General features: G+C 50.6%; 13 protein-coding genes. 12 read left to right on the top strand and 1 reads right to left on the bottom strand.

Annotation, left to right across the window (positions count from 1 at the left end):
* Positions 1 to 98: 98 nt before the first annotated feature.
* The 11 genes from tsf to HMPREF3052_RS03365 all read left to right on the top strand — a co-directional run bounded on the left by tsf (position 99) and on the right by HMPREF3052_RS03365 (position 9,952).
* A complete protein-coding gene (gene tsf / locus HMPREF3052_RS03415; protein ID WP_012779539.1) occupies positions 99 to 953 on the top strand; it encodes a translation elongation factor Ts in 855 nt (284 codons plus the stop codon).
* A 218-nt stretch (positions 954 to 1,171) separates the two neighbouring features.
* Positions 1,172 to 1,891 carry a UMP kinase gene (pyrH, locus tag HMPREF3052_RS03410; RefSeq protein WP_002243681.1) on the top strand — a complete coding sequence of 240 codons (720 nt, stop codon included), beginning with the start codon at positions 1,172 to 1,174 and terminating at the stop codon, positions 1,889 to 1,891.
* Between the two features lie 162 nt (positions 1,892 to 2,053).
* On the top strand, positions 2,054 to 2,524 hold the full coding sequence (gene rlmH / locus HMPREF3052_RS03405) for a 23S rRNA (pseudouridine(1915)-N(3))-methyltransferase RlmH (protein ID WP_036493712.1): 471 nt from the start codon (positions 2,054 to 2,056) through the stop codon (positions 2,522 to 2,524).
* A 145-nt stretch (positions 2,525 to 2,669) separates the two neighbouring features.
* A complete protein-coding gene (gene pyrE / locus HMPREF3052_RS03400; RefSeq protein ID WP_003682682.1) occupies positions 2,670 to 3,311 on the top strand; it encodes an orotate phosphoribosyltransferase in 642 nt (213 codons plus the stop codon).
* A gap of 99 nt (positions 3,312 to 3,410) precedes the next feature.
* Positions 3,411 to 3,806 carry an MJ0042-type zinc finger domain-containing protein gene (locus HMPREF3052_RS03395; RefSeq protein ID WP_070748545.1) on the top strand — a complete coding sequence of 132 codons (396 nt, stop codon included), beginning with the start codon at positions 3,411 to 3,413 and terminating at the stop codon, positions 3,804 to 3,806.
* A complete protein-coding gene (gene argA / locus HMPREF3052_RS03390; protein ID WP_070748543.1) occupies positions 3,803 to 5,116 on the top strand; it encodes an amino-acid N-acetyltransferase in 1,314 nt (437 codons plus the stop codon). The genes HMPREF3052_RS03395 and argA overlap by 4 nt, the downstream gene beginning before the upstream one ends.
* Positions 5,117 to 5,160: 44 nt before the next feature.
* The gene (locus HMPREF3052_RS03385; RefSeq protein WP_070748540.1) at positions 5,161 to 5,940 is read left to right on the top strand and encodes an exodeoxyribonuclease III; all 780 of its coding nucleotides are present in this window, start codon (positions 5,161 to 5,163) and stop codon (positions 5,938 to 5,940) included.
* On the top strand, positions 5,927 to 6,271 hold the full coding sequence (locus tag HMPREF3052_RS03380) for a hypothetical protein (protein ID WP_070748538.1): 345 nt from the start codon (positions 5,927 to 5,929) through the stop codon (positions 6,269 to 6,271). Before HMPREF3052_RS03385 ends, HMPREF3052_RS03380 begins: the two co-directional genes overlap by 14 nt.
* 10 nt (positions 6,272 to 6,281) lie before the next feature.
* Positions 6,282 to 6,815: an alpha/beta hydrolase gene (locus HMPREF3052_RS03375; RefSeq protein ID WP_070748537.1), complete on the top strand. Its 534-nt coding sequence runs from the start codon at positions 6,282 to 6,284 to the stop codon at positions 6,813 to 6,815.
* A 159-nt stretch (positions 6,816 to 6,974) separates the two neighbouring features.
* Positions 6,975 to 9,086 (top strand): TonB-dependent receptor, encoded by a 2,112-nt coding sequence (locus tag HMPREF3052_RS03370; RefSeq protein ID WP_070748535.1) that lies wholly within the window; start codon positions 6,975 to 6,977, stop codon positions 9,084 to 9,086.
* 170 nt (positions 9,087 to 9,256) lie between these two features.
* Positions 9,257 to 9,952, top strand: a complete 696-nt coding sequence (locus HMPREF3052_RS03365; protein WP_070748534.1) for a thiol:disulfide interchange protein DsbA/DsbL — start codon at positions 9,257 to 9,259, stop codon at positions 9,950 to 9,952.
* Positions 9,953 to 10,119: 167 nt separating this feature from the next.
* Here HMPREF3052_RS03365 and ffh read toward each other — a convergent pair whose 3' ends face one another.
* Positions 10,120 to 11,490: a signal recognition particle protein gene (gene ffh, locus HMPREF3052_RS03360; RefSeq protein ID WP_070748532.1), complete on the bottom strand. Its 1,371-nt coding sequence runs from the start codon at positions 11,488 to 11,490 to the stop codon at positions 10,120 to 10,122.
* Positions 11,491 to 11,672: 182 nt separating this feature from the next.
* Here ffh and ccsA point away from each other — a divergent pair, with 182 nt between their 5' ends.
* Positions 11,673 to 12,485, top strand: coding sequence for a cytochrome C assembly family protein (ccsA, locus tag HMPREF3052_RS03355; RefSeq protein ID WP_070748530.1), 813 nt, complete (start codon positions 11,673 to 11,675; stop codon positions 12,483 to 12,485).
* Positions 12,486 to 12,530: the final 45 nt, after the last annotated feature.

Here is a 12,530-nt window from a genome sequence, read left to right as displayed (position 1 = left end):
TGCCCCTTTTCTCAAATCCCGTTCTGAAATCCGTTTCAGACGGCCACTATTTCCAAACACGGCAATGGCCGTGTTCCCAAAAATCTAGGAGATTCAAAATGGCAGAAATTACTGCAAAAATGGTTGCCGACCTGCGCGCCGCTACCGGCCTGGGCATGATGGAATGCAAAAAAGCCTTGGTTGAAGCTGAAGGCAACTTCGATAAAGCCGAAGAAATCCTGCGTATTAAATCTGGTGCGAAAGCCGGTAAACTGGCTGGCCGTACTGCTGCCGAAGGCGTATTGGCTTACGCGATCAACGGCAATGTCGGCGCATTGGTTGAAGTAAACTGCGAAACCGACTTCGTTGCTAAAGACGCCGGCTTCGTAGAGTTCGCCAACTTCGTTGCGAAAACTGCTGCCGAGAAAAAACCTGCTTCTGTTGAAGAGCTGAGCGAACTGGTTGAAGCAGAACGCAAAGCCATCATCGCTAAATTGGGCGAGAACATGTCTGTTCGCCGCTTCCAAGTGATCGACACTGCCAACCAACTGGTTGCCTACATCCACGGTGCTTTGGCTACCGAGGGCGTATTGGTTGAGTTCAAAGGCTCTGAAGACGTAGCACGCAAAATCGGTATGCACATCGTTGCCGCTAAACCACAATGCGTAAGCGAAGCCGAAGTAGATGCTGAAACCGTTGAAAAAGAACGCCACATCTACACCGAACAAGCTATCGCTTCCGGCAAACCTGCCGACATCGCCGCTAAAATGGTTGAAGGCCGTATCCGCAAATTCTTGGCTGAAATCACTCTGAACGGCCAAGCATTCGTGATGAATCCTGACCAAACCGTTGCCCAATTCGCTAAAGAAAACGGCACCGAAGTTGTCAGCTTCGTACGCTACAAAGTAGGCGACGGTATCGAGAAAGCCGTTGTTGACTACGCAGCCGAAGTTGCTGCTGCTGCTAAAGTGTAAGGCACTTATGAAAAAGAAAGCACCTAGATTCCAAACGAATCAGGGTGCTTTTTTTTGAGAAAACCGTTTACGGTACCTATTTTAAGACGGTCGAATATAAAGGCTGTCTGAAAACAAAACAATAATAGAACGACACACCATATCATTGTAATCCGACCGTTTGAAAATTCAGACGGCCCAAACTCCGACCGACGACATTCAAGAAAGCAAGGTATCCCATGACACAGCAAATCAAATACAAACGCGTATTACTGAAACTCTCCGGTGAATCCCTGATGGGTTCCGATCCGTTCGGCATTAATCACGATACCATCGTTCAAACTGTCGGCGAAATTGCCGAAGTCGTTAAAATGGGCGTGCAAGTCGGTATCGTTGTCGGCGGCGGTAACATTTTCCGCGGCGTATCTGCACAAGCAGGCAGCATGGACCGCGCTACTGCCGACTACATGGGCATGATGGCAACCGTAATGAACGCGTTGGCACTCAAAGACGCATTTGAAACTTTGGGCATCAAAGCGCGCGTACAATCTGCACTTTCCATGCAGCAAATCGCTGAAACTTACGCCCGTCCTAAAGCCATTCAATATTTGGAAGAAGGCAAAGTCGTGATTTTTGCCGCCGGTACCGGTAACCCGTTCTTCACGACCGACACTGCCGCCGCATTGCGCGGTGCGGAAATGAACTGCGACGTGATGCTCAAAGCCACCAACGTTGACGGCGTGTACACCGCAGACCCGAAAAAAGACCCATCTGCAACACGCTACGAAACCATTACTTTTGACGAAGCCTTGTTGAAAAACCTCAAAGTGATGGATGCCACCGCTTTCGCCCTCTGCCGCGAACGCAAGCTCAATATTGTAGTATTCGGCATTGCTAAAGAAGGTTCGCTCAAACGCGTGGTAACCGGCGAAAACGAAGGTACACTGGTTCACTGCTAATCATTGAGAGGCCGTCTGAAACAGCCGAACGGGATACATTCGGCTTTCAGACGGCCTTTTATTTTCAGTCGGTTGCGTGGGCAGTTTTCCATAGTTGGAACAGGTTAAAGGCTTGCTTGACCATAATTTCCAACCGACAATTCGATAACAAAAGGATACTCCATGAATATCACCGTCTTGGCTGTCGGCACGAAAATGCCGCGTTGGGTGGATGAAGCCGTCGGCGAGTACGCCAAACGCTTCGGGCGCGATGTTAATTATGCGCTGAAAGAAATCAAGCCAGAGAAACGCGGCGCGGGTGTAAATGCGGCTCAGGGCATGGCGGCTGAAGAAAAACGCCTGCTGGAAGCCATACCGCAGGGCGCGTTTTTGGTGGTATTGGACGAGCGCGGCAAAGCGCCGACTTCGGTCGAATTGGCGCAACATTTAAAAAGCTGGCAGCAAAACGGCGAACACGTCTGCTTTATTATCGGCGGCGCAGACGGCATGACCGACCGATTGAAACAGCAGGCAAACATGATGATGCGCCTTTCCAGCCTGACCTTGCCGCACGGCATGGTGCGCGTTTTATTGACCGAGCAGCTTTATCGCGCCGTTTCGATTTTGCACAACCATCCGTATCATCGGGAATAATCCGTTTTGATTGCCGAGATAAGACGGCAATGCCGCCTTGTCGGTTAAAAGCAGGGTTGAACCTGTTTTCAGACGGCCTGATTTTTCCGCATGAATCCTTTATAATCGTTTCTTTGATAAATCAACATCTTTCGGGAGAACCCAAATGTCCGATTTCCGTCAAGACTTCCTCAAATTCGCTTTGGCACAAAACGTGTTGAAATTCGGCGAATTTACGACCAAGGCCGGCCGTCAGTCGCCTTATTTTTTCAATGCCGGTTTGTTTAATGACGGCGCATCGACTTTGCAACTGGCGAAGTTTTACGCCGAGGCCATTATTGCCAGCGGCGTGAAGTTCGATATGCTGTTCGGCCCAGCCTATAAAGGTATTATTTTGGCGGCGGCAACAGCGATGATGTTGGCGGAAAAAGGCGTAAACGTACCGTTTGCCTACAATCGCAAAGAAGCCAAAGACCACGGCGAAGGCGGTGTGTTGGTGGGCGCGCCTTTGAAAGGCCGCGTGCTGATTATCGATGATGTGATTTCCGCCGGTACATCCGTGCGCGAGTCGGTCAAACTGATTGAGGCCGAAGGCGCAACGCCTGCCGCAGTGGCTATTGCGCTCGACCGTATGGAAAAAGGCACGGGCGAATTGTCGGCGGTGCAGGAAGTCGAAAAACAATACGGCCTGCCGGTGGTTTCGATTGCCAACTTGAACGACTTGTTCACGCTCTTGCAAAACAATGCCGAATTTGGCGGCTTCTTCGAGCCGGTCAAAGCTTATCGCGAACGTTACGGCGCGGTTTAAACCATAACATCATGCTCAGGTCGTCTGAAACATTTTTCAGACGGCCTGAAACATTAGCTAAAATATATTTTTGATTTAATACACTTACGGAAAATACTCATGCCTGCTTGTTCTTGTCCTCATTGTAAAACACCGCATTGGGTGAAAGATGCCCAGTTGAACGTGGCGCAGGGTTTCGTGGTCTGCACGCGTTGTTCGGGGATGTTTAAGGCCAAGGATTATCTGTCGGGCAACCTGCCGGCCGATCCGGCCCATCTGCCTGTGGCGGTAACGGATGTGCGCCTCGTGCATAACATCGGCGCGCAAATCCTCAAGCATTCCAAACTCTCGCGCAAAGAAATTTCCGATTTGCTCAATAGCGCGCTTAAGGAAGAATCTAAGGCGGAAGAGCAGGCAGCGGTCAAAACGCGCAAGGACGGTTTCAACTGGACTTTGGCATCGCTGATTGCGCTGACGGTTTTGATTATGCAACTCTTTTATCTTGCCCTGCTATGAGTGCCATCGCCCATTTTGTCGCCAGCTTTCGTGAGGCCGCGCCCTATATCCAATATTTGCGCGGCAAAACCATGGTGGTTGGCGTGACCGACAGCCTGTTGGAAGGCGAAACTTTGATTCGTTTGGCCGCAGATTTGAATCTGTTGGCCAGCTTGGGCTTGCGTTTGGTCTTGGTACACGGTTCGCGGCATTTGCTCGACAAATTGGCTTCGGGTCGGGATTTTGTTCCGAAATACAGCGGCAGTCGTCGGATTACCGATGAAGCGACTTTGATGGAAGTGAAGCAGGTAGCGGGGATTATCCGCAGCGATGTCGAAGCCGCTTTGTTCAGCAGCGTATCTGCACCGCAACGGAGCAAGCCGCCGGTTATTGCGTGTGGCAACTTTATTACCGCCCGTCCGCTGGGCGTTATCGACGGTGTGGACATGGGCTATACCGGTACCGTCCGCAAAATCGACGCGGAAGAAATCCGTTTGCGTTTGGACAGTGGCGCGGTGGTGCTTATCAGTCCTTTGGGGCATTCGTACAGCGGCAAAACCTTCAATCTGAGTATGTGCGAAACCGCTCAGGAAGTAGCCATGGCTTTGCAGGCGGAGAAACTGGTTTTCTTGACCGAAGAAACCGGTATTCGTCGTGCCGACGGCTCGTTGGCCAATACTTTGTCTGTCGGTGAAGTGCAGGAACTGATACACGACAATCCCGATGCGCCGGCCGATTTGCTGCATGCGGCGGTAGGTGCGTTGGAAAACGGCGTATCGCGGGTACAGATTCTCAACGGCCGTGAAGATGGTAGCCTGTTGCGCGAGCTGTTTACCCGCGAGGGCAGCGGTACATCTATTGCGCGTGAGCCGTTTGTTTCCATCCGTCAGGCACGCAGCGACGACATTCCGCACATCATCGCCTTAATCCGTCCGTTGGCGGAACAAGGCATCTTGTTACACCGCAGCCGCGAGTATTTGGAAAACCATATTTCCAGTTTTTCCGTATTGGAACACGATCAAAACATTTACGGCTGCGTGGCGCTGAAAACCTTTTCCGAGTCGGACTGCGGCGAATTGGCCTGTCTGGTGGTGTCGCCCGAAGCGCGCGATGGCGGCTACGGCGAATTACTGTTGGAACATCTGTTTCAAAAAGCACGCGCCTTAAATATCAAAACGCTTTTCGCCTTATCTACGCACACGGGCGAATGGTTTGTCGAACGGGGCTTTCAGACGGCCTCAGCCGATGACCTGCCTGCCGAACGCCGGCAGGAATACAATGCCAACGGCCGCAATTCCAAAGTATTTGTTTATGACTTGCAGGCCGTCTGAAAACCTCAATCCTATTATCCGTTTTTAAAAATCACTCAAATCTTATGTTGAAAATTATCTCTGCCAACGTCAACGGCATCCGCTCCGCCTATAAAAAAGGTTTTTATGAATACATCGCCGCTTCCGATGCCGACATCGTCTGCGTGCAGGAACTGAAAGCTCAAGAGGCCGACCTGTCAGACGATATGAAAAATCCGCACGGTATGCACGGCTACTGGCATTGCGCCGAAAAGCGCGGGTACAGCGGCGTGGCGGTGTACAGCAAACGCAAACCCGACAATGTGCAAATCGGCATGGGCATTGAAGAATTTGACAGGGAAGGCCGTTTTGTCCGTTGCGATTTCGGCAAGTTGTCGGTAATTTCGCTGTATCTGCCCAGCGGCAGCAGCGCGGAAGAGCGCCAACAAGTGAAATACCGCTTTCTGGACGCGTTCTATCCCATGCTCGAAGCCATGAAAAACGAAGGACGCGACATCGTCGTCTGCGGAGACTGGAACATTGCCCACCAAAACATCGACCTGAAAAACTGGAAAGGCAACCAGAAAAACTCAGGCTTCCTGCCGGAAGAGCGCGAATGGATAGGCAAAGTCATCCATACGCTCGGCTGGACGGATATGTGGCGCACACTTTATCCCGATGTGCCGGGCTATACCTGGTGGAGCAACCGCGGACAAGCGTATGCGAAAGATGTCGGGTGGCGCATCGATTATCATATGGTTACGCCGGAGTTGGCCGCCAAAGCCGTTTCCGCACATGTTTATAAAGACGAAAAATTCTCGGATCACGCCCCTTTAGTTGTGGAGTATGACTATGTTGCCGAATAAGGTTTTGGGTAAATATGACTGGAATGTAAACGGCAAAACCGGCGTAGGCGCGGCGTGGGTCGTGGCAGCATTTGTGCTGCCTATGCTGGTGTGGGCGGTGTTTATGCTGGCGCGGATGTCCGGCTTGGTTACACCGACCAAGGCCAATCCGACTTGGGCGTTGGTATGGCTGCTGTTTTCCCTGCCTTGCCTGCTGATTGCTGCCAAATGCTTTGCTTGGAAGGGTTGGCGACTGATTGCCAACATCGTACTTTGTCTGGCGACTTGTGCCATCCTCAGCGTGCCTGCCGCATTGCTGATTGCATTTACACTCAACGACTTGCTCAAATAGGCCGTCTGAAATGCAGAGCTTCGAACTCGAAGAAATGGCACTGTTTCTGATACGCGATGCGGATGAAGCGGAAATGTGGATAGACCGTTGGACGGTTAGCTATCCGATTGTCCACACTGCCGAAGCTGATGGCCGTCAAACCATTTCCGAATGGCAACACGCCATTCAGACGGCCTTCGACCATATCGTCAGCAGAAATATTGCCGTCGTGGCTCATGGTGCCGGCGTATCTGCATTTTTGGCGTGGTTGTATCAAGCCGACATCCTGACGCAAAAACGCCTGACCAATATTATTTTGGTCTCGCCGCGTCCAGAAGCTTTTCCCGAAGACGAAATCCATACGCTTCAGCGCGTCCGCTGCCTTTGCCGTACAGCGTTGGTTATCGCCGAAACAAACGGCACGCCACGCGATTGGGCGCAAGAACAGGCCGATCGCTGGCATGCTCGTCTGCTTCAATCGCCGCATTCCGGCCAGTTAAACGGCGCACTCGGCGGCTGGCAATGGGGCATGAAGCTGATGCAGGAAATGCTGTTGAGTAAATAGTTTAGAAGTGTCTATCAAGAAGAAAGGCCGTCTGAAACCGATATGTATTTCAGACGGCCTTTATTTACAAATATCATGTTAAATATAATTAAAAGAAATTATTCTCATTTCTTTTGTGAGGCAATATAATTCGGTTGTTTCGTTAAATTGAGTATAAAAATGCAAATACCATTTCATTTGGCTTTATTACCCACGCTGATTATCGCTTCCTTCCCTGTTGCTGCCGCCGATACGCAGGACAATGGTGAACATTACACCGCTACCCTGCCCACCGTTACCGTGGTCGGACAGTCCGACACCAGCGTACTCAAAGGCTACATCAACTACGACGAAGCCGCCGTTACCCGCAACGGACAGCTCATCAAAGAAACGCCGCAAACCGTCGATACGCTCAACATCCAGAAAAACAAAAACTACGGCACGAACGATTTGAGTTCTATCCTTGAAGGCAACGCCGGCATCGACGCTGCCTACGATATGCGCGGCGAAAGCATTTTCCTGCGCGGCTTTCAAGCCGACGCATCCGATATTTACCGCGACGGCGTACGCGAAAGCGGCCAGGTGCGCCGCAGCACTGCCAACATCGAGCGCGTGGAAATCCTGAAAGGCCCGTCTTCCGTGCTTTACGGCCGCACCAACGGTGGCGGCGTCATCAATATGGTTAGTAAATACGCCAACTTCAAACAAAGCCGTAATATCGGTGCGGTTTACGGTTCGTGGGCAAACCGCAGCCTGAATATGGACATCAACGAAGTGCTGAACAAAAACGTCGCCATCCGCCTTACCGGCGAAGTCGGGCGTGCCAATTCGTTCCGCAGCGGCATAGACAGCAAAAACGTCATGGTTTCGCCCAGCATTACCGTCAAACTCGACAACGGCTTGAAATGGACGGGGCAATACACCTACGACAATGTGGAGCGTACACCCGACCGCAGCCCGACCAAGTCCGTGTACGACCGCTTCGGACTGCCTTACCGTATGGGTTTCGCCCACCCGAACGATTTTGTGAAAGACAAGCTGCAAGTTTGGCGTTCCGACCTTGAATACGCCTTCAACGACAAATGGCGCGCCCAATGGCAGCTCGCCCACCGCACGGCGGCGCAGGATTTCGACCATTTCTATGCAGGCAGCGAAAACGGCAGCCTAATCAAGCGTAACTACGCCTGGCAGCAGACCGACAACAAAACCCTGTCGTCCAACTTCACGCTCAACGGCGACTACCACATCGGCCGTTTTGAAAACCACCTGACCGTAGGCATGGATTACAGCCGCGAACACCGCAACCCGACCTTGGGTTACAGCCGCGCCTTTTCCGCCTCCATCGACCCCTACGACCGTGCAAGCTGGCCGGCTTCGGGCAGGCTGCAACCCGTCCTCACCGAAAATCGCCATAAAGCCGACTCCTACGGCATTTTCGTGCAAAACATCTTCTCCGCCACACCCGATTTGAAATTCGTCCTCGGTGGCCGTTACGACAAATACACCTTTAATTCTGAAAACAAACTTACCGGCAGCAGTCGCCAGTACAGCGGCCACTCATTCAGCCCCAATATCGGTGCAGTGTGGAACGTAACGCCTGCCCACACACTCTACGCCTCATATAACAAAGGCTTCGCACCTTATGGCGGACGCGGCGGCTATTTGAGCATCGACACTTCGTCTGCCGCCGTGTTCAACGCCGATCCCGAATACACCCGCCAATACGAAACCGGCGTCAAAAGCAGTTGGCTGGACGACCGCCTCAGCACCACATTGTCCGCCTACCAAATCGAACGCTTCAATATCCGCTACCGTCCCGACGCGCAAAATGATCCCTACACTTGGGCAGTCGGCGGCAAACACCGTTCGCGCGGCGTAGAGCTGTCCGCCATCGGACAAATCATCCCCAAAAAACTCTATTTGCGCGGCTCGTTGGGCGTGATGCAGGCAAAAGTCGTTGAAGATAAAGAAAATCCCGACCGCGTAGGCATCCATTTGGATAACACCAGCAACGTTACTGGCAACCTGTTCTTCCGTTACACGCCGACCGAAAACCTCTACGGCGAAATCGGCATAACCGGTACGGGCAAACGCTACGGCTACGATTCAAGAAACAAAGAAGTGACCACGCTTCCCGGTTTTGCCCGAGTTGATGCCATGCTCGGCTGGAACCATAAAAACGTCAACGTTACCTTTGCCGCAGCCAATCTGCTCAATCAAAAATATTGGCGTTCGGACGCCATGCCGGGTAATCCGCGCGGCTATACTGCTCGGGTAAATTACCGTTTCTGATGAAATCAGGCAAAGGCCGTCTGAAAATAAGGCTAATTATCTAAGCCATATTTCAGACGACCTTTATAAAGGCTGAAATAAAACTAAACACATTTTTTCACTCAAATTGAACACGCCTTCAACAAAATGCCATAAAATCCGCACATTGATTTGAATGTAAAGAGATACCTATGAAACTGAAAACCTTAGCTTTGACTTCATTGACCCTGTTGGCATTGGCCGCTTGCGGCAAACAGGCTGAAACCAGCGTTCCGGCAGACAGCGCCCAAAGCAGCGCATCTGCTCCGGTAGCGCCAGCCCCATTGACTGAAGGCGTAAACTACACTGTATTGTCCACTCCTATCCCACAACAGCAGGCCGGCAAAGTTGAAGTATTGGAATTCTTCGGCTACTTCTGCCCGCATTGCGCCCATTTGGAGCCGGTTTTGAGCGAACACACCAAAACGTTCAAAGACGATACCTATCTGCGTCGCGAGCATGTGATTTGGGGCGACGAAATGAAACCTTTGGCACGTTTGGCCGCCGCAGTGGAAATGGCTGGCGAATCAGATAAAGCCAACAGCCATATTTTCGATGCAATGGTTAATCAAAAAATCAATCTGGCCGATACCGATACCCTGAAAAAATGGTTGTCAGAGCAAACTGCATTTGATGGCAAAAAAGTATTGGCTGCATTTGAAGCGCCCGAAAGTCAAGCGCGTGCGGCTCAAATGGAAGAATTGACCAATAAATTCCAAATCAGCGGCACACCGACCGTTATCGTCGGCGGCAAATACCAAGTTGAATTTAAAGACTGGCAGTCCGGCATGACCACGATTGACCAGTTGGTGGACAAAGTACGTGAAGAGCAGAAAAAGCCGCAATAAGTTGAAGGCTGAATGAGCAAAGGCCGTCTGAAAATAAGATATTTCAGACGGCCTTTCATATTAGACGTTATAGAATAGATGGTTGCTAAAGCCTCATGGTTTTAAATTTGAATACAAAACAAAACGCCGTCTGAAACTTTTCAGACGGCGTTTTCTGTTAAGTTGGCTTACAAACCTGGGAACATGCCTTTCATCCCCTTCATGCCTTTGGCCAAGCGCATCAGTTTGCCCAAGCCGTTGCCGCTGAACATCTTCATCATTTGTTGCATTTGTTCAAACTGTTTGAGCAATTTGTTCACTTCCTGCACGGTCGTACCCGCACCCATTGCAATACGGCGTTTGCGGCTGGCTTTGAGCAGGGCAGGGTTGGCGCGTTCTTTAGGAGTCATCGAGTTGATGATGGCTTCTACTTTGCCCATCGCTTTTTCAGCCGTGCCTTCGGGGATTTGTTTCGATATTTGACCCAGTTCGCCCGGCATTTTCGACATCAGGTTTTCCAAGCCGCCCATATTGCGCATTTGCTGAATTTGTTCTTTAAAGTCATTGAGGTCAAAGCCTTTGCCTTTTTGCAGCTTTTTCGCCATTTTGGCGGCGGCTTCTTCATCAATGCCTTTTTGAACGTCTTCAATCAGGGTCAATACGTCGCCCATGCCGAGGATACGGCTGGCAAGACGGTCGGGGTGGAAAGGTTCGAGGCCGTTGATTTTCTCGCCGACACCAATAAATTTAATTGGTTTGCCGGTCACATGGCGTACGGACAATGCCGCACCGCCGCGCGAGTCGCCGTCCATCTTGGTCAATACGACACCGGTCAGCGGTAGGGCTTCATTAAATGCCTGAGCGGTATTTACCGCATCCTGACCCAGCATGGCATCAATAACGAACAAAGTTTCAACCGGGTTGACCGCCGCATGAAGCGCTTTGATTTCGTTCATCATCTCTTCATCGATTGCCAGGCGGCCAGCGGTATCGACCATCAAGACATCGTAAAAATGTTTTTTAGCGTAATCAACGGCGGTAGTTGCAATCTCAACCGGTTTTTGGTTGGTGTCGGATGGAAAAAAGTCCACGCCGACCTGTTCGGCCAACAGGCGCAGCTGTTCAATCGCGGCAGGGCGGTAAACGTCGGTAGATACCACCAAGACTTTTTTCTTCTGATCGTTTTTCAGCAGGCGGGCGAGTTTGCCGACGGTTGTTGTCTTACCGGCACCCTGCAAACCGGCCATCAAAACGATGGCAGGCGGTGAAACCGATAAATCCAGCGTTTTGTTTTCCTTGCCCATCAATTCGACTAAGGCTTGGTTGACCACACCAATAAAGGCTTGGTCAGGCGTCAGGCTGCCGACGACTTCTTGGCCAAGGGCCTGTTCTTTGACTGTATTGACGAATTCTTTAACGACGGGCAATGCAACGTCGGCTTCCAGCAGGGCAAGACGAACCTCGCGCAAGGCTTCTTTGATATTGTCTTCGGTCAGCGTTGATTGGCCGCGAATATTTTTAAGTACCTTGCTGAAGCGGTTGGTCAGGTTGTCTAACATACTTATCCTTGATAATGAGAATAGCTGCCCAATACAGGGCATTCTTTGTTAAAATAAAATTCGGATTATTTTACACGATAGTCCGAAGTTATGCTTCAAGAACACAAATACGCACAGCAAGGCCGTCTGAAACCCTGCCGGCTGCCCATCTAGTGTTCACACGTCTATTGAGAAAGATATTTATGCCGATTGTCTTAATCTGCCTTATGCTGGTGTATGCCGGATTGGGCGCATTTTCCTGGGTGCAACATAAAAAGCACAATAATAAGTCTTACCCGCTGAAAACCGAGTTGCTGATTTTGAGCGGCGCATTATTGGTACATGGTGCAGCATTGATGTTCCCGGTATTGCAGGATAGGGTATTGATTACCGGTTTTGGTTATTCGCTCAGTCTGATAGTTTGGCTGATGTTGATGATGTACTGCCTGGGCAGCTTCTTTTACTGTCTGCGCGGGGTGCAACTCTTATTGTATCCCTGTGCCGCATTGACCTTATTGTTGGGTTTCCTTTTCCCGGGTGATTTTTCAGGCCGTCAAATCGTAGACTTATTGCCGCTGTCGCACATCGCATCATCATTGCTCGCATACGGATTATTTGGCATCGTTACCTTATTTGCCATCCTAATCCTTTTGCTCGACCGCAATCTGCACAAACGCCGTTTTTCTGCATTGGTCAGCTTCTTACCGCCATTATTGAGTTTGGAAAAACTGATGTTCCAAGGTATGTGGGCAGGATTCGTTTTATTGACCTATTCCGTTATCAGCGGTACGTTTTTTGCAGAAACCATTTTCGGCAAGCCGATGACCTTCACGCATAAAACCATCTTCAGTATTATGTCGTGGCTGATTTATGGTGCATTATTGCTGAAACACAGCATGACCGCATGGCGCGGCAAAAAAGCTGCCGTTTGGACTATTGTCGGATTTGTTAGTCTGATTTTTGCCTATGTGGGCAGTAAATTTGTCCTAGAAATTGTCCTTCAACGTATTGGATAAATAGAAACCATAAACAAAGGCCGTCTGAAAGAGCAATTCAGACGG

It is taken from the genome of Neisseria sp. HMSC056A03, assembly GCF_001815685.1.
In the GTDB taxonomy this organism is placed as follows: domain Bacteria; phylum Pseudomonadota; class Gammaproteobacteria; order Burkholderiales; family Neisseriaceae; genus Neisseria; species Neisseria subflava.
This window is presented reverse-complemented; position numbering and strand designations above follow the sequence as displayed.

Excerpts from the sequence above, each read along its gene's own strand:
- pyrH (WP_002243681.1), top strand. The coding sequence starts at position 1,172 with ATGACACAGCAAATCAAATACAAACGCGTATTACTGAAACTCTCCGGT.
- HMPREF3052_RS03395 (WP_070748545.1), top strand. The coding sequence starts at position 3,411 with ATGCCTGCTTGTTCTTGTCCTCATTGTAAAACACCGCATTGGGTGAAA.
- ccsA (WP_070748530.1), top strand. The coding sequence starts at position 11,673 with ATGCCGATTGTCTTAATCTGCCTTATGCTGGTGTATGCCGGATTGGGC.
- tsf (WP_012779539.1), top strand. The coding sequence starts at position 99 with ATGGCAGAAATTACTGCAAAAATGGTTGCCGACCTGCGCGCCGCTACC.
- HMPREF3052_RS03365 (WP_070748534.1), top strand. The coding sequence starts at position 9,257 with ATGAAACTGAAAACCTTAGCTTTGACTTCATTGACCCTGTTGGCATTG.
- rlmH (WP_036493712.1), top strand. The coding sequence starts at position 2,054 with ATGAATATCACCGTCTTGGCTGTCGGCACGAAAATGCCGCGTTGGGTG.
- HMPREF3052_RS03380 (WP_070748538.1), top strand. The coding sequence starts at position 5,927 with ATGTTGCCGAATAAGGTTTTGGGTAAATATGACTGGAATGTAAACGGC.
- argA (WP_070748543.1), top strand. The coding sequence starts at position 3,803 with ATGAGTGCCATCGCCCATTTTGTCGCCAGCTTTCGTGAGGCCGCGCCC.
- ffh (WP_070748532.1), bottom strand. The coding sequence starts at position 11,490 with ATGTTAGACAACCTGACCAACCGCTTCAGCAAGGTACTTAAAAATATT.
- HMPREF3052_RS03385 (WP_070748540.1), top strand. The coding sequence starts at position 5,161 with ATGTTGAAAATTATCTCTGCCAACGTCAACGGCATCCGCTCCGCCTAT.
- pyrE (WP_003682682.1), top strand. The coding sequence starts at position 2,670 with ATGTCCGATTTCCGTCAAGACTTCCTCAAATTCGCTTTGGCACAAAAC.
- HMPREF3052_RS03375 (WP_070748537.1), top strand. The coding sequence starts at position 6,282 with ATGCAGAGCTTCGAACTCGAAGAAATGGCACTGTTTCTGATACGCGAT.
- HMPREF3052_RS03370 (WP_070748535.1), top strand. The coding sequence starts at position 6,975 with ATGCAAATACCATTTCATTTGGCTTTATTACCCACGCTGATTATCGCT.